Genomic DNA, 20,461 nt, shown 5'->3' with positions numbered 1-20,461 from the left:
AATCTCCAGCCGCATGAAATGATGGGGAAATTGACTCTTCGTGGCGCAATTCGTTTTCACTAGTGCAATGTGCAATATTTATTGCATTTAATGTTTCCTACTATTTAGTCGCGTGGATTTCGGTGTCGAAAAATAAAATAGCCCGACAGACGCAGGACGTCGACCGGGCTACAACACTGACCTAAATTTTCATAAACACTGAGAAATAATTTTCATCTCAGTGAGAATGTTTTCACGAACTCTGAAAACCTACAACTCAAACGTCAATATTCCCCGCCCTCAACGCATTCGACTCAATAAACGCCCGACGTGGCTCCACATCATCCCCCATGAGCGTCGTGAAAATACCATCAGCCGCAATAGCATCCTCAATCTGCACCCGAAGAAGACGACGCACAGTCGGATCCATCGTAGTCTCCCAAAGCTGCCCAGGATTCATCTCACCCAAGCCCTTATAGCGCTGCTTGGAGACATTGCGTTCAGCATCAGCCAGCAACCACTTCATAGCGGACTTGAAGTCGGTAACAGCCATACTCCGCTCACCACGTTTGATCACTGCCCCAACCCCAATCAACCCCTTAAACGTATTAGCGGTATTGATCAGCTGTTGATAATCAGCGGTGAGTTGGAAATCCTGATCCAGCACGGAAATCTTCTGATTACCGTGATGAGTTCGCGCGACGCGCAGCGAGCGCAATTCACGCACCGGGTCGTACATCGTCGTGATCTTGACTTCAGGCTTCAGCGGATCGTCGCGCAGCTTGGCTTCCAACGCAGCCGCCGACGCTTCAGCCGCTTCCTCACTGGAAAGGTCGATAACAACCCCATCCATCACGGCCTCAAGCGCACCGGCGTCATACAAACGGCTCAACCGATTAACCACACCTTGAGCCAGCAAATAAGCCCGAGCGAGCTCACCCAATGCATCGCCCGTAATCGGCGTAGCGCCTTCGGACGAAACCAGCTCCGAGCCCTGCAACGCCAGCTTCAGAATGTGCGCATTAACTTCAGCCTCATCCTTCAGATACCGCTCGTCCTTACCCGCTTTAATCTTGAACAGCGGCGGCTGCGCGATATAGATATATCCGCGCTCAATCATCTCCGGCATTTGACGATAGAAGAATGTCAGCAGCAGTGTCCGAATGTGCGCACCGTCGACGTCAGCATCGGTCATGATGATGATCCGGTGATAACGCAGCTTGTCGAGGTTGTAGTCCTCCTTGCCGATGCCACAACCCAAAGCCGTAATCAGCGTAACGATCTGCTCCGAAGAAAGCAGCTTGTCATAACGCGCCTTCTCCACATTCAGCACCTTGCCGCGTAGCGGCAAAATAGCCTGAAACTTCCGATCGCGTCCCTGCTTCGCGGACCCGCCTGCCGAGTCACCCTCGACGATATAAATTTCAGACTTCGCCGGATCCTTCTCCTGGCAATCCGCCAGCTTCCCAGGCAAACCAACGCCGTCGAGCACGCCCTTACGACGCGTCATTTCCCGCGCTTTCCGAGCCGCATCGCGCGCGCGCGCTGCATCGACGATCTTGCCGCAAATGATCTTCGCGTCGTTCGGCGTTTCGAGCAGGAATTCTTCGAGCGCCTTCGCGACCACGTCTTCCACCGGCGCACGCACTTCCGACGACACCAGTTTGTCCTTCGTCTGCGCGCTGAACTTCGGCTCGGGTACCTTCACCGACAGCACGCACGACAAGCCTTCGCGCATGTCGTCGCCAGAAGTCTCGACCTTCGCCTTCTTCGCGACTTCGTGATCGTTGATGTACTTGTTCAACACGCGCGTCATCGCCGCACGCAACCCGGTCAGGTGAGTGCCGCCGTCGCGCTGCGGAATGTTGTTCGTGAAGCACAGCACGTTTTCGTTGTAGCTGTCGTTCCACTGCATGGCCACTTCCACGCCCACGCCGTCTTTCTCGCCGCTGATGTGGAAAATGTTCGGGTGCAGCACGGACTTGTTCTTGTTGATGTACTCGACAAAGCCCTTCACGCCGCCAACGAACGCGAAATCTTCTTCTTTACCTGTGCGCTGGTCGGTCAGCTTGATGCGCACGCCGTTATTCAGGAACGACAGTTCGCGAATCCGCTTGGCCAGAATGTCGTAGTGGTATTCGATGTTGCCGAAAATCGTCTCGTCGGCGAGAAAGTGCACTTCGGTGCCGCGGTTCTCGGTGTCACCGGTGATCTGGATCGGCGAAACAGCCACGCCGTCAATCTCTTCGATAATGCGGTTTTGCGGCACGCCACGGTGGAATTCCATGAAGTGCTTCTTGCCGTCGCGGCGAATGGTCAAACGCAGCCATCCAGACAGCGCGTTCACGCACGACACACCCACGCCGTGCAACCCGCCGGACACCTTGTAGCTGTTCTGGTCGAATTTGCCGCCGGCGTGCAACTCGGTCATCACGATTTCAGCGGCGCTGCGCTTCGGGTCGTGCTTGTCGTCCATCTTCAGACCGGTCGGCACGCCGCGGCCGTTGTCGGTGATCGAGATGGAGTTGTCCGCGTGAATGATCACCTGGATGTCGTTGCAATGGCCTGCCAATGCCTCGTCGATCGAGTTGTCGAGCACCTCGAACACGAGGTGGTGCAAACCGGTGCCATCCGATGTATCCCCGATGTACATCCCCGGCCGCTTGCGCACAGCCTCCAGACCTTCGAGGATCTGAATGGACGAGGCGCCGTAGCTGTTGTCGGGTTGCGTATTGTTCGTTTCAGTCATGGATTTTTTCCGGTTCTGCGTTGCTGCTTGGTTGCTGCTCGGGACTTTTCAAAACACCATAAAAACGCCAAAGGGGCGCTGCGCCCCTTGGTGTGTTCTCGGTATTGGACGCGTTAGATGCGCATCGGCATCACTACGTATTTGAATTCGTCGTTCTCGGGAATCGTGATCAACGCGCTGGAGCTGGCGTCGCCCAGGCTCACTTGCAACATGTCGACCTTCAGGTTCGCGAGCACGTCGAGCAGATACGTGACGTTGAACCCGATATCGACGCTGTCGCCGGTATAGGCAATTTCCAGTTCTTCCTGCGCCTCTTCCTGGTCGGCGTTGGTCGACATGATCTTCAACTGGCCCGGCTCGATGATGCAGCGCACGCCCTTGAATTTGTCCGACGTCAAAATTGCTGCGCGTTGCAGCGAGCGCTGCAGTTCTTCGCGGCCAATCAGGAACTGGTTCTTGTGCGACTTCGGAATCACGCGCTGGAAGTCGGGGAACTTGCCTTCGACCAGCTTCGACACCAGTTCAACCTGGCCGAACGTGAACTTCACCTGCGTTTGCGCGATGTCGATCTTCAGCGTGTCGTCGATGTCTTCCAGCAGGCGCTGCAATTCCAGGATCGTCTTGCGCGGAATGATGACTTCCTGGCGCGGGAACGAGCCTTCAATCTTCATCGACGAAAACGCCAGACGGTGACCGTCTGTCGCGACTGCCATCAGCTGGTCGCCGTCTACCACCAGCAGCATGCCGTTCAGGTAGTAGCGGATGTCCTGCTGGGCCATCGAAAAATGGACCATGCCGAGCAACTGGCGGAACGTCTTCTGGGGAACCACGAGGCTCGCGCCGTAGTCTTTGGCTTGCGCGACCGTCGGGAATTCGTCTGCGGCGAGGGTTTGCAGCGCAAAACGGCTCTTGCCGGATTGCACGGTCAAACGCTTGTCGTTCAGCGTGAGCGTGACCTGCCCGTCGGGCATGGCGCGCAGAATGTCGAGGAGCTTGCGTGCTGCCACCGTGGTCGCGACCGAATCAGCGCCCACGCCGAAATCGGCACGCGTGGTGATCTGCAACTCGAGGTCGGTCGACAGGAACGACACGTCGGGGCCGTTCTTGGTAATCAGCAAATTGGCGAGGATCGGCAACGTATGGCGGCGTTCGACGATGCCGCTCACAGTTTGCAGCGGCCTGAGGAGGTTATCGCGTTCGGTCTTGACCAGTTGCATAGAGTTCCTTCGTTGATATGACGGCCTGCGCACCTTGCCAGGTAAGCTTTCCAGCATGCAGCCGTGGCTCCCCGCCGGCGCCATGCAGCGCCTGTCACGGCGTGAAATCCGCCCGCGGCCGCCGGGCGGTTAAACCTGTATTGTGCCTGAAAACGGAACCGCCTCACTAAAATGGGGGCGAGTTTGGAAATAAACAGGTCGATTTTTCCATCCGGGCCGCCTAGCCCTTCAGGGTCTGCTCCAGCACGTGCAATTCGTGGTTCAGTTGCGCGTCCTTGCTGCGCTCGTCGGCAATTTTGCGCACCGCGTGCAGCACCGTGGTGTGGTCGCGCCCGCCGAACAATTCGCCGATTTCCGGCAAGCTCTTCTGGGTCAGCTCTTTCGCCAGGTACATCGCGATCTGGCGCGGCCGCGCGATGTTCGCCGGCCGCTTTTTGGAATACATGTCCGCAACCTTGATGCTGTAGAAGTCAGCCACGGTTTTCTGGATGTTTTCTACCGAAATCTGCCGGTTTTGCACCGTAAGCAGGTCTTTAAGCGCTTCTTTGGTCAGTTCGATCGTGATTTCACGGCCGTGGAACTTCGAATACGCGAGGATCTTGCGCAACGCGCCTTCGAGTTCGCGCACGTTCGAGCGCAAATGCTTGGCGACGAAGAACGCGACGTCTTCATTCAGGCTCACGAACTCCGACTGCGCCTTGCGCATCAGGATCGCGACACGCATTTCCAGCTCGGGCGGCTCGATTGCGACGGTCAGGCCGGAGTCGAAGCGCGAGATCAGGCGGTCGTCGATACCCGAAATTTCCTTCGGATAGGTGTCGCTGGTGATGATCACCTGCGCTTTGTTTGCGACCAGCGCCTCGAATGCGTAGAAGAATTCCTCTTGTGTGCGCGACTTGCCCGAGAAGAACTGAATATCGTCGATCAGCAGCAGGTCGAGCGAGTGGTAATAGCGCTTGAACTCGTCGAATGCCTTTCGCTGGTAAGCCTTCACCACGTCGGACACATATTGCTCCGCGTGGATGTAGCGGATCCGGGCGCCGGCCTTATCCATCAGCAACTGGTTGCCGATTGCGTGGATCAGGTGGGTCTTGCCGAGACCCACGCCGCCATACAGGAACAGCGGGTTGTACGAAATGCCGGGGTTGTCCGCGACCTGAATCGCCGCCGCGCGCGCCAACTGGTTGGCCTTACCGGTCACGAAGTTATCGAACGTGAGAACGGGGTTCAGCTTCGAGCGCTCGTACATCGAGTCGTTTTCGCCGTTACTGGACGAGCCCGCGCTCTGACCCGGGCGCCACGTGCGGCGTGCTGCTGCGGCTTCGTTTGCGTCGAGGCTGGGGAGGTCGAGGTCGGCGGCGTCTTCAGCGGCGGCGCGAGCGTTCGCGTTTTGCGCGGACATCGCCTGATTGGCGCGCGCGATCTGTGCGGCCTGCACGGCGCCGACGGCTGCATCCACCGCGGCACCGCCGCCAGCATGGCCGCCCATCGGTGCGGACGACGCCGGACGAGCCGGGGCCGGCGACGCTGCCGCAGGGGCGCGCATACCGGCTTTCGGGTCCAGCACGAATTGCACGTCGACCGGGGCCTGCCAGAAATCGCGGGCCATATCGGAAATGCGGCCGGAGAACTGGCTCTTGACCCAGTCGAGCTTGAAGCGGTTCGGCGCGGCGATGCTGAGTGTGTTCGCAGCGGCGTCGAAGGCGACCGGGGCCAACGGTTTGATCCACGTCACATACTGCTGGGGCGTAAGCTCACGCTCCAGCAATGCGGAACAGTGTTGCCAGAAATCGTTCATCGAGTTGCTGTCGTTATGGTGTGCACGGCGGTCGCCGCTGCCCCCGTTGCGTGCGCGCAACAAGGCCCTGAGCAGCCAGGCGTAACGGCTCCAGGCGCTTGTGCCACAAGGGTTTGCGGGGCAAGCGAGCCGGAGCGGCGTGCAGGATTTTTGGGAAGTAAGGCGAGATTCTAACGCGTAAACGAACCCGCAAGGGAGTTATCCACAGGGACGGATCAACCGACGAACCAGGCCCAGGGCTCGGCCGAACCAGGCTAAACTATTGACGGCCAACGGAAAACCGGTTTAAATAGCGGGTTCCGCGAAAACCAATTTCAGTAAACCTCCGGCCATTGCGCTTTCAGCGATGATCGCGCGGTTTTTTTTCGATCAAGTGAGAGCAACATGAAACGTACTTACCAACCTTCCGTTACCCGTCGCAAGCGCACCCACGGCTTCCGCGTTCGCATGAAGACCGCAGGTGGCCGCAAGGTCATCAACGCACGTCGCGCGAAGGGCCGCAAGCGCCTCGCCATCTAAGGCGAGCAGATTGCGCGCTGTGACCGAAGCCCGCGGTAATGCGGGAGCGGCTGGGGCGCAGCAACCGGGCTCGGTTCCGTTGCCAGCGCAAGCCGCCTTCCCCAAAGCCGCAAGGCTGCTGAAAACGGATGAATTTTCATCCGTTTTTCGTTTGCGCCCGTGGCGCCGCACTCCGCACTTCGTGGTGTACGGCCGGCCCACCGGCAATGACGCTCGCTTAGGCCTCGTGATCGGCAAGAAGTATGCGCCGCGCGCGGCCACGCGTAATCTGGTACGTCGAATCGCGCGCGAAGCCTTCCGGCTGCGTCGCGCGGAATTCGGCGGTTGGGATGTGCTGCTGCGATTGCACACGCGTTTCGACAAGAAGGCTTTGCCGAGCGCCTCGTCGCCGCCCCTGAGGGCGCTGTGCCGTAGTGAAATCGAGGCGTTGCTCGACAAGGCAGCGCGCGAAATTATCCGTCGTGAAGCGCCACCCGCGGAAGCGCCCAAGTCGGAATGACACTCAAGTGACCGCCCGCTTTGCGGCTCCTGAAGCCCAAGCAGCTTCGGCAGCCTTGCCAGGCGGGCGTCGCCCGGTACTCCACGTTGCGCGGCGCCGTTCGGCCGCATCAGCCATGCAAACGGTACTCATCGCTTTATTGCGTTTTTACAAGCTTGCCGTGAGCCCAATGCTCGGCAACCGGTGCCGTTTTTACCCTTCCTGCTCTGATTACGCGCGCGAAGCAATCCAGTATCATGGCGCCGCGCGCGGGACTTATCTCGCCGCCAGGCGTATTTGCCGCTGCCACCCGTTTTCCGCGGGCGGCATCGATCTCGTCCCGCCTCCCACTTCTGAAAAGCGCTGACGCGCCGTTCCATCGACACTGAGACAACGCATGGATATCAAACGCACCGTCCTATGGGTCATCTTTTTCATGTCAGCGGTCATGCTGTTCGACAACTGGCAACGCGACCATGGACGCCAGTCGATGTTCTTCCCGAGCGCCACGCCGACCAGCACGACTGGTAGCGCTGCACCGGGAACCACGACGCCTGGAACCCAACCCGCCGATCTGCCGGCTACCAACGCAGCCGCGCCCGGCAATGCGCCGGCGGCAACGCAGTCGCAACTCGTCAAGTTCAGCACCGACGTCTATAGCGGTGAGATCGACACGCGCGGCGGCACGCTGTCGAAGCTGTCGCTCGTCAAGCAAGGCGACGGCAAGACGCCGGATCTCGTGATCACGCTGTTCGACCGTACGAACAATCACACGTATCTGGCTCGCACAGGCCTGCTCGGCGGCGATTTCCCGAACCACAACGACATTTTCACGCTGATGCCGAATCAGCAGACCGAACTGACGGGCGACGAAAAGTCGTTCAGCCTCAGCTTCGAGTCGCCGGAAAAGGGTGGCGTGAAGGTCATCAAGACCTACACGTTCACGCGCGGCAGCTACGTGATCGGTGTCGAGACGAAGATCCAGAACGTCGGCAATGTGCCGGTGACGCCGTCGGTCTATATGGAACTGGTGCGCGACGATCAGCCGGTGGAAACGCCGCGCTTCTCGCACACGTTCATCGGACCGGCTGTCTACACCGACCAGCACCACTTCCAGAAGATGACGTTCGGCGACATCGACAAGAACAAGCAGGATTACGCGACCTCGGCCGACAACGGCTGGATCGCGATGGTCCAGCATTACTTCGCGTCGGCGTGGATTCCTGAACATGGCGTGAAGCGCGACATCTACGTCGAGAAGATCGATCCGTCGCTGTATCGCGTGGGTGTGAAGCAGCCGCTGCCGACCATCGCACCGGGCCAGACGACCACCGTGTCGGCACGCCTGTTCGCGGGTCCGGAAGAAGAGCGCATGCTCGAAGGCATTGCGCCGGGTCTGGAACTGGTCAAGGACTATGGCTGGGTCACGATCATCGCGAAGCCGTTGTTCTGGCTGCTCGAGAAGATTCATAGCTATGTCGGCAACTGGGGTTGGTCGATCGTGCTGCTCACGCTGCTGATCAAGGCCGTGTTCTTCCCGCTGTCGGCCGCGAGCTACAAGTCGATGGCGCGCATGAAGGCGATTACGCCGCGTATGACGGCGTTGCGCGAACGCTTCAAGGGCGATCCGCAGAAGATGAACGCCGCACTGATGGAGCTGTACAAGACCGAGAAGGTCAATCCGTTCGGCGGCTGTCTGCCGGTCGTGATTCAGATTCCGGTGTTCATCTCGCTGTACTGGGTGCTGCTGTCGTCGGTGGAAATGCGCGGTGCGCCGTGGATTCTGTGGATTCACGATCTGTCGCAACAAGACCCGTACTTCATTCTGCCGGTGCTGATGGCCGTCTCGATGTTCCTGCAGACCAAGCTGAACCCGACGCCGCCGGATCCGGTTCAAGCCAAGATGATGATGTTCATGCCGATCGCTTTCTCGGTCATGTTCTTCTTCTTCCCGGCCGGCCTGGTGCTGTATTACGTCGTGAACAACGTGCTGTCGATCGCACAGCAGTACTACATCACGCGAATGATGGGTAAGCCGAAGACGCCGAAAGCGGCTTGATGGATGGATAGGCTGATGGGAGAGGCGCCCTCTTCCATCAACGCCAAAAAGCTCGCTGGCAGTACAGATGCAAAAAAGCCGCCCGGTGCAAACCGGGCGGCTTTTTTTATCCTCGCAACTCGTCTGCGGCTAGAAGGAGAGTCAATTAAAAACGCGTTCGCTGCGACGGTCGGAAAGATAAGACGTATCACCCGGAAAGCGCCGCAAAGCGTGGGCGCCGCCCTATCACCCCTCTGAATCCTCGCCGTAAAAGCGCACAATCATTTCTTCGAGCAGAAAGCGGTCTTTCGGATTGAGCGACGCGATCTTCGACGCCAGTTCGATTGTTTCGGGCGTCGGCGGATACTTCTCGCCGCGCGCCAGTCCTCGGGCATTTTCTGCTGGCGGTGACCCGTAGTGAAGCCAATGTTCCTTGACGTTCAGCCATTCGGCCAGCGTGCGCAACTTGTCCGGCATTGGAATCGTCGTCCCGGTGAGCCATTTGTGCGCGGTTTGCGGTGTAACGGGACGCTCGCCGTGATATCGGCGATTGAACTCGTTGGCAAGCTTGGTGCCGCCGCGAATCTTCAGCGGCTCTAACGAATCCCTCAGCCTTTTGGCGAAGGCGGCTTTTTCTTTGGTGGTCGGCATGGGCCAGATTGTGCAATTTAGCGTCCAACCAGTTGACAACTGACCGAGCTTCGTTTTAGCGTATTTGAGATAGATTTAGCTTGTTGTCCACGATGGACAAAGCGTTTCGCCAGATTTGATTTTTTCCAATTTTTCTTTAGCTGGCGGGCATCTGCGGAGAGTCGACATCTTAAATTATCTTAAATATTCTGAGACGAAAGGGTAACAATCCTAGCTTGATCGAGATAAATCTGAATTCGTCTGAATAGCTGGCCAAATGACATAGTTCTCGGCCGGCGACAGCGGCTGCGGAATACGCCCGCGTTACAATGCGTCGCGCCGCGCCGATCTGCGCCGGCCTTCCCTCTTCCCGTTTTTTGCCACGCTCCCATGCTCACCACCGACTCCGACCCCATCGTCGCCATTGCTACCGCGCCAGGCCGTGGAGGCATCGGTGTCGTGCGCATTTCGTTCGGCCGGGCGGGGGAGGCAGCGGCTCAGCCGCTCATGCAGGCGCTGACTGGCCAGGCCCTCACGCCGCGTCACGCGAGTTACGTGCCGTTTCTCGACGCCAACGGCAGCGCGCTCGATCGCGGCATTGCGCTGTATTTTCCGGCGCCGCACTCGTACACCGGCGAGCACGTGCTCGAGTTGCAAGGCCACGGCGGCCCGGTTGTCTTGCAACTCGTGCTGCAACGTTGCATCGACGCCGGCCGCGAGTTCGCTCTGCGTCTGGCCGAGCCGGGCGAATTCACGCGCCGCGCTTTCCTGAACGACAAGCTGGATCTGGCGCAAGCCGAAGCCGTCGCCGATCTGATCGAGGCGAGCACCGAAGCCGCCGCACGCTCGGCAGGTCGTTCGCTGGACGGCGCTTTCTCGCGCGACATCCACGCACTGGTCGAAGAAGTGATCACGCTGCGCATGCTGGTTGAAGCGACGCTCGACTTCCCCGAAGAGGAAATCGACTTCCTCGAAGCCGCCGACGCTCGCGGCAAACTCACCCGCATTCGCGAGCGTCTCGCGCATGTGTTGAGCGAAGCGCGCCAAGGGGCACTGTTGCGCGAGGGGTTGTCGGTGGTGCTTGCCGGACAGCCGAATGTCGGCAAGTCGTCGCTGCTGAATGCGCTTGCGGGCGCGGAGTTGGCCATCGTCACGCCGATCGCCGGCACGACGCGCGACAAGGTCGCGCAGACCATCCAGATCGAGGGCATTCCACTGCACGTAATTGACACCGCCGGTTTGCGCGACACCGAAGACGAAGTGGAAAAGATCGGCATTGCGCGCACGTGGAGCGAGATCGAGCGCGCGGACGTGGTGCTGCATCTGCTCGATGCACGTACCGGCATGACCGCCGAGGACCAGACGATCGCCGGGCGTTTCCCTAATGGAGTGCCGGTGGTGCGTGTGATGAACAAGAGCGATCTGACGGGGCAGGCTCCAGCAACTCAGGCGCTCGACGCCGATCTCGAACTGAGTGAAGTGCGGTTGTCGGCGAAACAGGGCGACGGCGTCGCGTTATTGCGCGACGAACTGCTGCGGATCGCCGGTTGGCAGGCGGGCGCGGAAAGCGTTTATCTCGCGCGCGAGCGTCATCTAATTGCTCTGCGGGCTGCGCAGGAGCATCTGGCGACAGCCGCCGCACACGCAGATCAGAACTCGCAAGCGCTCGATCTGTTCGCTGAGGAACTCCGGCTTGCGCAAGATCAGTTGAACTCGATTACCGGGGAGTTCAGTTCGGATGATCTGCTCGGAGTGATTTTCAGCAGATTCTGCATCGGCAAGTAGCGGTGAAATGCGAAATTGCCACACGGGCTTGACTGGCTTGGACTAACAAGCCAATCACGATATCTCGGCATCGATCCAATGCGAACTTTGGTCGACCCAAAAAACCGCTAATCTTTGGTACACAACAGGCGGCATAAGGATTTAAAATCCACACTGCCCAGTATTAAAGATCCGAAAGCATGCCCCGTTTGGCCGTCCCCCTTACCGAATCCGAGATTCGCGCGCTAGAACCGCGCGCCACCCGCTACTGCGTTGCCGACGGCAATGGTCTGGTCATCGAAGTCATGACGACCGGCACCAAAATCTGGCGCTTCCGCTACACGCTGAACGGCAAACGCCAGCCGCTCGCCACCATCGGCGATTACCGGATGATCTCGTTGCGCGTCGCGCGGGCCAAGGCGCAGAAGTATGCGGAGATGGTCGCGCAAGGCACCTCGCCGGTTGCGACCGCGCGGCGTGATCGCGGCGCGGAGAGCAAAGCCGATGTGCTGCGCGAAGCCGCCGACCTCTATCTGTCGACGGCGATGTCCGGCAAATCGGCCGAATATCGGCGCACCACCCGCCGCGCGCTCGATAAGGACGTGTTGCCCGCGATCGGCAGCAAGTCGATCAATGCGGTTACGCCCAACGACATCGTCGCGATCTGCGAGAACATCAAAAGCCGTGGCTCGCCGAAAATGGCCCTGCACACGCGCAACGTCGTCAAACGACTCTACGAATATCTGATCGGCCGCCAACTCGCGACCAGCAATCCGGCGGATGTCGTGTCGGCGCGTTCCATCGCGACCTTCGACAGCCGCACTCGCGTGCTGTCCGGAGAAGAGATCGGCACGCTGTTCCGTTCAATCGACGCATCGAGCATTCGGCGGCCACTCAAACTGGCGCTGCATCTGCTGGTATTGACGATGGTGCGGAAGTCGGATCTGGTCGAGTCGCGATGGGTCGAGTTCGATCTGGACAATGCAGTCTGGACGATTCCCGCCGCGCGTCTCAACACAGAGCGGGATCAGCACGTGTACCTTTCGCGTCAGGCGGTGGCGATGCTGCGCGAGCTTCATCAGGCGAAACTCCGCCGGAATTTCGTATTCCCGAGCGTCAGGGGCGACGACCGGCCGATTGCCCGGAGCACGCTGAATCAGGCGGTCAAGGCGCTGGGCCTCGAGGTGGAACATTTCGTCCTGCATGATTTTCGGCGCACGGCGTCGACGCACTTGCGCGCGATCGCGCAGCAAGCCGATGCGCTCGATCCGGCATCCATCAGCGCGCAAGGGGTTGAAGATCCAGCAGAAATCGTCGAACAACGTCGGATGGCTCAACGTTGGGCGGATTTCGTCGACGTGCAGATTGCGGCCGGCAGCAAACGGTGAACGTAGTTATCAAACAATCTCGATATGACCCTGCGGATGAATCTATCACCGTCATTTGGCGACGTTTATGGTACACATTCACGGAACCATAACGCTGTAAACTCTGCCATTAGAGAAATTCAAGCCGCCTCATCAGGTTACGAAAATATTCACGGAAATGCACAGAAACCCCATCAACCTGTTCATCTTTCCCCGATTTGATCGCCTAAACTGAAGCATCGATGCACGCCGCGATGGAGGCTCCGATGTCTGAATCGTTGATTGCATATTTATTGGGGCCCGCTGTGATGCTGCTGGTTGGCGTAGCAATCTGGGCGGCGTCTCGCTATCACCACACGACCAAGCCGCCCCGGTTCGAGCGTTGGCTCGACACGCACTATGCGGAGTGGCTGCATCACCGTCACTGAGCGACGCATCCGGAACAAAAAAGGCTCGTCAAAGACGAGCCTTTTTGTTTAGCGCCCACACTCAGGCACTTACCAACCCGGTTGAGGCTGCGGTTGCGCATAGCCGTACTGTCCCGGGGGCGGCGCACCGCACGCGACGTATGCGCGCTGGTACTGGTCATAGCAGTATCCCGGCGGCGGACCCGAATAGGCCGGCGCAGGCTGGTACTCCGGTTGGGCATACACGGGTTGGGCATAAACCGGCTGCGCATAGACAGGCTGCTGGTAAGCGACCACTGGCGCGGGATTCAACGCCGATGTCACCACCGCGCCCAATACAGCACCGCCGATCAGCGCACCGACGACGTCTCCGCCACCGCCATGAGCCGACGCTTGTCCCGCCATGCTCAGACTCCCGACCATCACCAACGCCACTGCGATCTTTTTCATGTTTAGCTCCGCGCCGTTCAAGGCATGGAACGGATTGTGAAGGGAGTACATAGAAATAGATGCTGCAAGTGGTAACTGGACATTACCCGTGTAACCAGGTGACGCGGACCGCCAGGCGCGCTGGTCTACTCTCCTCTATCAGGCTCAAACAATCTCCCGATCAATGTAAAATTCGGCGACATAACCCGTCGGATGAATCTGACAACCCTCAGAGCTTTCCGATCCTCGACCCCTGCGCAGACCGGCATCAACAGACCGGGGTCGAGACAAAGCCAAAAAAGTAAGGGGCGTGCGCGTGAAACAATGGACCATCCGGCAACGGATTCTGTGCAGCTTCGGGATTGTGCTGATCGTGATGCTGGCAATGGCGATCGTCACTTTCGAACAACTCGGCGGTATCGATCACGACGCCAAGAGTCAGCAGCAGGACTCGATGCCTGGCCTCTACTACGCGACCGCGATGCGCGCGGCATGGTTCGAAAACTACACCGTCACGCAGCGTCTCATCTATGTCGATGCGGACCCCGACTCCGTGAAGCGCGACACCACGCGTTTGCAGGAGACCCAACAGGCGCTTCAGAAGCTTCTCGGCGACTACGGCGCGACGATTTTCCGCGACGTCGACCGGGACATCTTTAACGATTTTCGCCAGCAGCACACGCAATACCTGCCGATCCAGAACACGTTGCTGAACGCCCTGCCGGCGTCGAAAGACACGGCCGCGCGCATTTTCAACACGCAGCTCACGCCGGTTTGGGAAACGGGCCGCACCTCGATGCGCAAACTGGTCGAGAACAACAAGGGCTACGCGGACCAGGCCGCCGAAAGTATCCGCAATTCGGTCGAGACAACCCGGCTCGTGCTGCTCGTGATGCTGCTGCTCGCCGCGCTCGTCGCCGTGCTGGCCGGTTACTGGCTGCTGCGCGCGGTCACCACGCCGATGGCCAAAGTGCTGCAAGTCGTCGACGTGATGCGCACCGGCGATCTCACCCAGCGCCTGCATCTGAATCGCGCGGACGAAATCGGCGCGCTCGAAGCGGGCTTCAACCGCATGACCGATGAACTCACCGCGTTGGTGGGCCAGGCGCAGAAGTCGGCGGTGCAGGTCACGACGTCGGTGACGGAAATTGCCGCGACCTCGCGTGAACAGCAAGCCACCGCGAATGAAACCGCCGCGACGACGACCGAGATCGGCGCGACGTCGCGAGAAATCTTTGCGACCTCGCGCGATCTGCTGCGCACGATGAACGAAGTATCGGACGTAGCGGGTCAGTCAGCCGCGCTCGCCGGCACCGGTCACGCAGGTCTCGCGCGCATGGAAGAAACGATGCGCCTCGTGATGGAAGCAGCTGGTTCGGTCAACGCGAAACTCGCGATCCTCAACGAGAAGGCCAGCAACATCAACCAGGTCGTCGCGACCATCACGAAGGTCGCGGATCAGACCAATCTGCTGTCGCTCAACGCCGCGATCGAAGCCGAAAAGGCCGGAGAATACGGACGCGGTTTCGCGGTCGTGGCGACCGAGATTCGCCGGCTCGCCGATCAGACCGCCGTCGCGACCTACGACATCGAACAGATGGTCAAGGAGATCCAGTCTGCCGTGGCCGCAGGCGTGATGGGTATGGACAAGTTCTCCGAGGAAGTGCGGCGCGGCATGCTCGACGTGCAGAATGTGGGCGGCCATCTCACCCAGATCATCCAGCAGGTGCAGCAACTCGCGCCGCGTTTCTCGATGGTCAACGAGGGCATGCAGACCCAGGCGACCGGCGCGGAGCAGATCACGCAGGCATTGACGCAATTGTCGGAGGCCGCGCAGCAGACGGCGGAGTCGCTGCGTCAGTCGACTCAGGCCATCGACGACCTGACACACGTCGCCAATAGTCTGCGTACGGGTGTGTCGCGCTTCAAGGTCGTGGCCTGACGACGCGCCACCGCGCAGCCGTCAAAGCCAGCCTGCTGATCTCCAGCCCAGCCCAGCCCAGCCAATACGACGATGCTCTTCATCCTCTTCACGCTCGATAGCGAACGCTACGTGATCGACGCGACGCAGGTGGAGCGACTGATGCCGCTCACGCCGCAAGCGCCGCCGAAGACGATTCCCGGCGCGCCGTCGTGGGTGGCGGGCGTGCTCGACTACGAAGGCACGCCTTTGCCGGTGATCGATCTGCCGGCGCTCGCGCTCGGCCGTCCCGCTGCGCAGCTGATGTCGACGCGCGTCGTGCTGGTGCGTTATCCCCATGCGGGCACTGTGCGGCTGCTCGCGTTATTGCTGGAAGGCGCGACCCGCACAATCCGGCTTGAAGCCGATGCGTTTCATGCGACCGGCCTCGATATGCCGCATGCGCGGTATTTCGGCCCCGTTGCCAGTGAAGCAGGCGGACTCGTGCAATGGATTCGCGTCGAGCATCTGTTGCCTGACGACGTGAAAGCGCTGCTGTTTCCCGAGGCGCACGCATGAACGCGCATCCCGACAACGCGCCGCTTTATCGGCGCTTCGTTGAACTGCTGCATCGGACCATGGGACTCGATGCGGCATCGCTCGGCCATAGCGCGGTCGAACGCGCCGTCGATCAACGCGCAGCCGCGTGGCGCGCGCACGGTCACGCCGATGCCACGCTTGCCGACTTCTGGGAAGCCACGTCCACATCGCCGTCGATGGTGCAGGCGCTGATCGAAACGGTGGTCGTGCCGGAAACGTGGTTTTATCGCGATGCCGACGCATTCAAGGCACTCGCGCGACTCGCGCACGAACGTCTTCACGGCCGCGCGGCCGGACTGCCGTTGCGGATTCTGAGCCTGCCCTGTTCGACTGGCGAAGAGCCCTACACGATCGCGATGACCCTGCTCGACGCGGGCATCGACGATTCGCAGTTTCGACTCGACGCGATGGATATCAGCGAGCGTTCGCTGGCGGTCGCGCAACGCGCGCTGTACGGACGCAACTCGTTTCGCGGCAACGCGTTTGCGTTTCGTGACGCGCATTTCATCCGTACCGAAGACGGCTGGCGTCTCACGCCGCGTATCGTCGACATGGTGCGATTCTCGCGCGCCAATCTGATGCAACTCGATGCGTCCGCGCTGGGTGTCTACGACTTCGTGTTCTGCCGCAACGTGCTGATTTACTTCGACCGGGAAACCCAGCAGACCGCGTTGCAGGCGCTCAATCACGTGCTGGCTGAAAACGGTACGTTATTCGTCGGCCCGGCGGAAACCGGCTTGCTGATGCGTCACGGCATGCAATCCGCGAAGATTCCGCTGGCGTTCGCGTTTCATCGCGCCGCTTCCGCCGATGCGCAGTTGAACCATTGGCATACCGCGCCGCTCGCCGGCGCCGCCGCGCTCGCGATGACCCATTCGCCGGTACCAGCACTTGCGCCGGCGCAGGTTTTCTCGGCGGAACCTTTTGCATGGCCTGATCCCGTCGCGCGGACAGCGCTCGACGGTGTGACGCAGTTTGCCCCGTCTGCCAACGTCACGCTCCGCCCGCCTACGCTCGACGGCTCTGCATCGCTGGACTCCGGCAACCTGTCGCGGGCCGCCTCGCACGTGCATGACTCGTCGGCGTCGTCTATCGACGCACCGACAAACGCCGCCCGCGACACACTCAACGCCGCTCATGCGCTAGCCGACGCGGGCCGTCTCGCCGAAGCCGCCACGGCAATCAATACCTATCTGGAGCAACACGCGCCGCACGCCGGCGCGTTCTATCTGCTCGGCGTTCTGGCTGATGCGAATGGCGATACCCGCCTCGCGCGCAGCCAGTATCGCAAGGCGCTTTATCTCGATCCGCAGCACGCGGAAGCGCTCGCGCACCTGGCGACGCTGCTCGAACTCGAAGGCGATCGCGCCGGCGCGCGCCTGCTGATGCAACGCGCGTCCCGCGCACAAGGGGCGGCACGTGATTGAAGCGCGCATGACCACTGTCGACGACTGCTGGAACCGCATCGGCGTGCGCGGCGATTCGTCGTGCGAGCGGCTCGACGAATACGTGCGCTGCCTGAATTGCCCCGTATTCGAGGCGGCAGCAGCCAAACTGCTCGAACGGCCAATTTCGCTCGTCGATCTTTCACAACACGACACTCATGGTTCGGCGCGGCATCGGCACGTTCCGCACGTGCAACACGATGTGCAAGGCGCGAGCGAATCGTTCCTCGTGTTTCGTATCGGCGATGAATGGCTCGCGTTGCCCACGTCGATCTTCAAACGCATCGTGCAGACGCGGCCGATTCATACGTTGCCGCATCGACAGCATCGCGCGGTGCTCGGCGTGGTCAACGTGCAGGGCGAATTGCTGGTGTGCCTGTCGCTCGCCCATCTGCTCGGCTTCGAGCCGGACACCGCCGCCCGCGACGGTCGCGCTCCACACGATCTGCCACGTCTGCTGGTGGTGTCGCGTGACGAGGAACACGCGGCGTTTCCCGTCGATCAGGTCGACGGCGTGCATCGGCTGGCATCGTCTACTTTTTGCGCGCCGCCCGCGACGCTCACGCAAGCGGCGGCCGCACATACGCGCGCGGTCGCGTCGTGGCGCGGCGTCAGTGTTGGTCTGCTCGATGTCGACGCGCTCTTCGACACCTTGAACCGGAGTCTCGGATGACGGACGACCCGCGCCGCCCGTCGCTGCTCGATCTCTTCCGCGAAGAAGCGCGGACGCAGGCGCGCGTGCTCAACGACAGCCTGCTGGTGATCGACCGCGTGCCCAACGATGCCACGGCGCTCGAAGCGTGCATGCGGGCCGCGCATTCGCTGAAGGGCGCGGCGCGTATCGTGGGCGTGCAGGTGGGTGTCGAACTCGCGCATGCGATGGAGGATTGCTTCGTCGCGGCACAGGAAGGTCGCGCGTTGCTCGACGCCGCGTGGATCGACGAGTTGCTGCGCGGCGTCGATATCGTCGCGCGTATTGGCAACGATGAGGACGAGTCCGCGCGTGATGCGGTCGGCGTGTGCGTGGCCGCGTTGCAGACGCGGATGAAGAATGTGCCGCCGCATGGCGCGGCATTGCGGCGCGGAATGATGGCGGGCGGTGTTGGGGAGGCGGCTTCTGCTTCTGCGCTTACTCCTGCACGTGCGCCTGCATCTGCACCTGCGCCGAGCGCGGCCTTCGCGGCACCCGATGCGCCAGCCGCCCTCTCCGCTTCCAGCAACGCCGATCCGGACGCCGCCTTCAATCTGCTAGCCGAAGCCTTGCGCGCGGAAGCTGCGCGAACACCGGCATCGTCACCAGCGCCTGCGCCAGTGGCGGCAAACGAAGCCGCCACATTGCCCGTTGCGGCCAGCAACGGCGGCAGCAACACAGCGGCCGCCACCGCAGAACCCGGCCGCATGCTTCGCGTGCGCGCCGACAACCTCGACCGCCTGCTGTCCTTATCGGGCGAATCGCTGGTCGAATCGCGCTGGCTAAAGCCCTTCGCGCAATCGATGCTGCGTGTCAAACGCGTCCAGCGCGACAGCAGCCGCGCGCTCGACCAGCTACACGACACCCTCGCCGACCTGAAGCTCGATCCGCGCGCGCAAGCCGCGCTCGAAGAAGTCCGCCGCCTTACCGCCGAGTCGCAGCATCTGCTTGCCGACCGTCTCGCCGATCTGGAAAGCTTCGACCGCCGCTCGACGCATCTGTCGCAGCAGCTTTACGACGCCGCGCTGCAATGCCGGATGCGTCCGTTCGGCGACGGCACCAGCGGACTCGCGAGAATGGTCCGCGACGTCGCACGCTCGCTCGGCAAGAAAGTGCGCTGGCAACTGGTGGGCGAATCGACCCAGGTGGACCGCGACATTCTCGATTTGCTCGAAGCGCCGCTCGGCCATATGCTGCGTAATGCACTCGACCACGGCATCGAGGTGCCCGCCGTGCGCGCGGCGCGCGGCAAACCGGAAGAAGGCACGCTGACGCTCGACGCGCGTCACACAGCCGGCGCCCTGCTCATCACCGTGTCCGACGATGGCGCGGGCATCGACCTCGACAGGCTGCGAGCATCGATCGTTCGCAAAAAACTCGCCAGCGAGGAAACCGCAGCGCGGCTATCCGAAGCCGAGTTGCTCGAATTCCTGTTGCTGCCCGGCTTCTCGCTGCGCGATCAGGTCACCGAGGTGTCGGGACGCGGCGTCGGACTCGACGCCGTGCACGACGTCGTCAAGCGCGTACGCGGCACGGTCCGCATCACGCATGAGCCGGGTCTCGGCACGCGTGTGCAATTGCAATTACCGCTGACGCTGTCGGTGATTCGCAGTCTGCTGATCGAAGTCGCGGGCGAGCCTTATGCGGTGCCGCTCGCGCACGTGAACCGCACGCTGCAGATCAATCGTGCCGAGATCGAATTGCTCGAAGGCCATCAGCACATTGCGTTCGCCGGGCGACGCATCGGCGTCGTCACCGCTCATCAGATTCTCGACACCACGCCGCCCGTGGATCACACCGGCACCGTCTGCATGATCGTGATCGGCGATGACGCGCACACCTACGGTGTCGTAGTCGACCGTTTTCTCGGCGAGCGGATGCTGGTCGTGCAACCGCTCGATCCGCGTCTGGGCAAGATCCGCAACATCACCGCCGGCGCATTGATGGAAAACGGCGATCCGGTGCTGATCGCGGACGTCGAGGACTGGCTGCGTTCGGTCGAAAAACTCGTGGCCGGCGGCGAACTGAAGCACGCGCAACACGGCGGCGCTCACGTCGCTCAACGCTCGACCCGCCGCGTGCTGGTGGTCGACGACTCGCTCACCGTGCGCGAACTCGAACGCAAGCTGCTGGCCACGCGTGGTTACGACGTGACGATTGCCGTCGACGGCATGGACGGCTGGAACGCCGTGCGCGGCGAGCGCTTCGACCTCGTCATCACCGATATCGACATGCCGCGCATGGACGGCATCGAACTCGTCACGCTCATCAAGCGCGATCCGCAATTACAGTCGCTGCCGGTGATGATCGTCTCGTACAAGGATCGCGAAGAAGACCGCCGCGCCGGACTGGATGCAGGCGCGGACTACTATCTCGCGAAAGGCAGCTTTCATGACGAAGCACTGCTCGATGCCGTGCGTGATTTGATCGGCGAGGCCTACGGGTAAATC

The 20,461-nt window shown here is 61.0% G+C and carries 17 protein-coding genes; 12 read left to right on the top strand and 5 right to left on the bottom strand.

Annotated elements, in window-relative coordinates:
* Positions 1 to 256 precede the first annotated feature (256 nt).
* The 3 genes from gyrB to dnaA form a co-directional block, all read right to left on the bottom strand.
* Entirely contained in the window at positions 257 to 2,728 is a 2,472-nt protein-coding gene (gene gyrB / locus LMG28727_RS17790) for a DNA topoisomerase (ATP-hydrolyzing) subunit B (RefSeq protein WP_201643615.1), read from the bottom strand.
* Between the two features lie 113 nt (positions 2,729 to 2,841).
* Positions 2,842 to 3,945: a DNA polymerase III subunit beta gene (dnaN, locus tag LMG28727_RS17785; RefSeq protein WP_201643614.1), complete on the bottom strand. Its 1,104-nt coding sequence runs from the start codon at positions 3,943 to 3,945 to the stop codon at positions 2,842 to 2,844.
* A 220-nt stretch (positions 3,946 to 4,165) separates the two neighbouring features.
* A complete protein-coding gene (gene dnaA, locus LMG28727_RS17780; protein ID WP_236592043.1) occupies positions 4,166 to 5,743 on the bottom strand; it encodes a chromosomal replication initiator protein DnaA in 1,578 nt (525 codons plus the stop codon).
* 384 nt (positions 5,744 to 6,127) lie between these two features.
* On the opposite strand from dnaA, the gene rpmH reads away from it, so the two are divergent.
* The 4 genes from rpmH to yidC all read left to right on the top strand — a co-directional run bounded on the left by rpmH (position 6,128) and on the right by yidC (position 8,799).
* Positions 6,128 to 6,262, top strand: a complete 135-nt coding sequence (rpmH, locus tag LMG28727_RS17775) for a 50S ribosomal protein L34 (RefSeq protein WP_004198824.1) — start codon at positions 6,128 to 6,130, stop codon at positions 6,260 to 6,262.
* A 19-nt stretch (positions 6,263 to 6,281) separates the two neighbouring features.
* Positions 6,282 to 6,761: a ribonuclease P protein component gene (rnpA, locus tag LMG28727_RS17770; protein WP_407945853.1), complete on the top strand. Its 480-nt coding sequence runs from the start codon at positions 6,282 to 6,284 to the stop codon at positions 6,759 to 6,761.
* Positions 6,762 to 6,876: 115 nt separating this feature from the next.
* Positions 6,877 to 7,107, top strand: coding sequence for a membrane protein insertion efficiency factor YidD (yidD, locus tag LMG28727_RS17765; RefSeq protein WP_006050604.1), 231 nt, complete (start codon positions 6,877 to 6,879; stop codon positions 7,105 to 7,107).
* 30 nt (positions 7,108 to 7,137) lie between these two features.
* Complete coding sequence (gene yidC, locus LMG28727_RS17760) at positions 7,138 to 8,799, top strand: membrane protein insertase YidC (RefSeq protein ID WP_201643611.1); 1,662 nt, start codon at positions 7,138 to 7,140, stop codon at positions 8,797 to 8,799.
* 225 nt (positions 8,800 to 9,024) lie between these two features.
* Here the strand turns inward: yidC and LMG28727_RS17755 are convergent, their stop codons facing one another.
* Positions 9,025 to 9,429, bottom strand: a complete 405-nt coding sequence (locus tag LMG28727_RS17755) for an XRE family transcriptional regulator (RefSeq protein ID WP_201643610.1) — start codon at positions 9,427 to 9,429, stop codon at positions 9,025 to 9,027.
* A 369-nt stretch (positions 9,430 to 9,798) separates the two neighbouring features.
* Here LMG28727_RS17755 and mnmE point away from each other — a divergent pair, with 369 nt between their 5' ends.
* The 3 genes from mnmE (at position 9,799) to LMG28727_RS17740 (ending at position 12,967) form a co-directional block, all read left to right on the top strand.
* Positions 9,799 to 11,193: a tRNA uridine-5-carboxymethylaminomethyl(34) synthesis GTPase MnmE gene (gene mnmE, locus LMG28727_RS17750; protein ID WP_201643609.1), complete on the top strand. Its 1,395-nt coding sequence runs from the start codon at positions 9,799 to 9,801 to the stop codon at positions 11,191 to 11,193.
* 179 nt (positions 11,194 to 11,372) lie between these two features.
* A complete protein-coding gene (locus tag LMG28727_RS17745; RefSeq protein ID WP_201643608.1) occupies positions 11,373 to 12,560 on the top strand; it encodes a tyrosine-type recombinase/integrase in 1,188 nt (395 codons plus the stop codon).
* A gap of 245 nt (positions 12,561 to 12,805) precedes the next feature.
* Positions 12,806 to 12,967, top strand: a complete 162-nt coding sequence (locus LMG28727_RS17740; protein ID WP_201643607.1) for a hypothetical protein — start codon at positions 12,806 to 12,808, stop codon at positions 12,965 to 12,967.
* Between the two features lie 69 nt (positions 12,968 to 13,036).
* Here LMG28727_RS17740 and LMG28727_RS17735 read toward each other — a convergent pair whose 3' ends face one another.
* On the bottom strand, positions 13,037 to 13,396 hold the full coding sequence (locus tag LMG28727_RS17735) for an ecotin precursor (protein ID WP_201643606.1): 360 nt from the start codon (positions 13,394 to 13,396) through the stop codon (positions 13,037 to 13,039).
* A 295-nt stretch (positions 13,397 to 13,691) separates the two neighbouring features.
* Here LMG28727_RS17735 and LMG28727_RS17730 point away from each other — a divergent pair, with 295 nt between their 5' ends.
* The 5 genes from LMG28727_RS17730 (at position 13,692) to LMG28727_RS17710 (ending at position 20,458) form a co-directional block, all read left to right on the top strand.
* The gene (locus LMG28727_RS17730) at positions 13,692 to 15,317 is read left to right on the top strand and encodes a methyl-accepting chemotaxis protein (protein WP_201643605.1); all 1,626 of its coding nucleotides are present in this window, start codon (positions 13,692 to 13,694) and stop codon (positions 15,315 to 15,317) included.
* Positions 15,318 to 15,389: 72 nt separating this feature from the next.
* Positions 15,390 to 15,854, top strand: a complete 465-nt coding sequence (locus tag LMG28727_RS17725) for a chemotaxis protein CheW (RefSeq protein ID WP_201643604.1) — start codon at positions 15,390 to 15,392, stop codon at positions 15,852 to 15,854.
* Positions 15,851 to 17,302, top strand: coding sequence for a CheR family methyltransferase (locus tag LMG28727_RS17720; protein ID WP_201643603.1), 1,452 nt, complete (start codon positions 15,851 to 15,853; stop codon positions 17,300 to 17,302). The genes LMG28727_RS17725 and LMG28727_RS17720 overlap by 4 nt, the downstream gene beginning before the upstream one ends.
* Positions 17,303 to 17,309: 7 nt before the next feature.
* A complete protein-coding gene (locus LMG28727_RS17715; RefSeq protein ID WP_201643602.1) occupies positions 17,310 to 17,993 on the top strand; it encodes a chemotaxis protein CheW in 684 nt (227 codons plus the stop codon).
* Complete coding sequence (locus LMG28727_RS17710; protein WP_201643601.1) at positions 17,990 to 20,458, top strand: hybrid sensor histidine kinase/response regulator; 2,469 nt, start codon at positions 17,990 to 17,992, stop codon at positions 20,456 to 20,458. Before LMG28727_RS17715 ends, LMG28727_RS17710 begins: the two co-directional genes overlap by 4 nt.
* The last annotated feature ends 3 nt before the right edge of the window (positions 20,459 to 20,461 follow it).

It is taken from the genome of Paraburkholderia metrosideri, from assembly GCF_904848625.1.
Taxonomy (GTDB): Bacteria; Pseudomonadota; Gammaproteobacteria; order Burkholderiales; family Burkholderiaceae; genus Paraburkholderia; species Paraburkholderia metrosideri.
This window is presented reverse-complemented; position numbering and strand designations above follow the sequence as displayed.

Bases quoted from the DNA above. Each gene is read 5' to 3' on its own strand.
- gyrB (WP_201643615.1), bottom strand. From the start codon at position 2,728: ATGACTGAAACGAACAATACGCAACCCGACAACAGCTACGGCGCCTCG.
- dnaN (WP_201643614.1), bottom strand. From the start codon at position 3,945: ATGCAACTGGTCAAGACCGAACGCGATAACCTCCTCAGGCCGCTGCAA.
- dnaA (WP_236592043.1), bottom strand. From the start codon at position 5,743: ATGAACGATTTCTGGCAACACTGTTCCGCATTGCTGGAGCGTGAGCTT.
- rpmH (WP_004198824.1), top strand. From the start codon at position 6,128: ATGAAACGTACTTACCAACCTTCCGTTACCCGTCGCAAGCGCACCCAC.
- yidD (WP_006050604.1), top strand. From the start codon at position 6,877: ATGCAAACGGTACTCATCGCTTTATTGCGTTTTTACAAGCTTGCCGTG.
- yidC (WP_201643611.1), top strand. From the start codon at position 7,138: ATGGATATCAAACGCACCGTCCTATGGGTCATCTTTTTCATGTCAGCG.
- LMG28727_RS17755 (WP_201643610.1), bottom strand. From the start codon at position 9,429: ATGCCGACCACCAAAGAAAAAGCCGCCTTCGCCAAAAGGCTGAGGGAT.
- mnmE (WP_201643609.1), top strand. From the start codon at position 9,799: ATGCTCACCACCGACTCCGACCCCATCGTCGCCATTGCTACCGCGCCA.
- LMG28727_RS17745 (WP_201643608.1), top strand. From the start codon at position 11,373: ATGCCCCGTTTGGCCGTCCCCCTTACCGAATCCGAGATTCGCGCGCTA.
- LMG28727_RS17740 (WP_201643607.1), top strand. From the start codon at position 12,806: ATGTCTGAATCGTTGATTGCATATTTATTGGGGCCCGCTGTGATGCTG.
- LMG28727_RS17735 (WP_201643606.1), bottom strand. From the start codon at position 13,396: ATGAAAAAGATCGCAGTGGCGTTGGTGATGGTCGGGAGTCTGAGCATG.
- LMG28727_RS17725 (WP_201643604.1), top strand. From the start codon at position 15,390: ATGCTCTTCATCCTCTTCACGCTCGATAGCGAACGCTACGTGATCGAC.
- LMG28727_RS17720 (WP_201643603.1), top strand. From the start codon at position 15,851: ATGAACGCGCATCCCGACAACGCGCCGCTTTATCGGCGCTTCGTTGAA.
- LMG28727_RS17715 (WP_201643602.1), top strand. From the start codon at position 17,310: ATGACCACTGTCGACGACTGCTGGAACCGCATCGGCGTGCGCGGCGAT.
- LMG28727_RS17710 (WP_201643601.1), top strand. From the start codon at position 17,990: ATGACGGACGACCCGCGCCGCCCGTCGCTGCTCGATCTCTTCCGCGAA.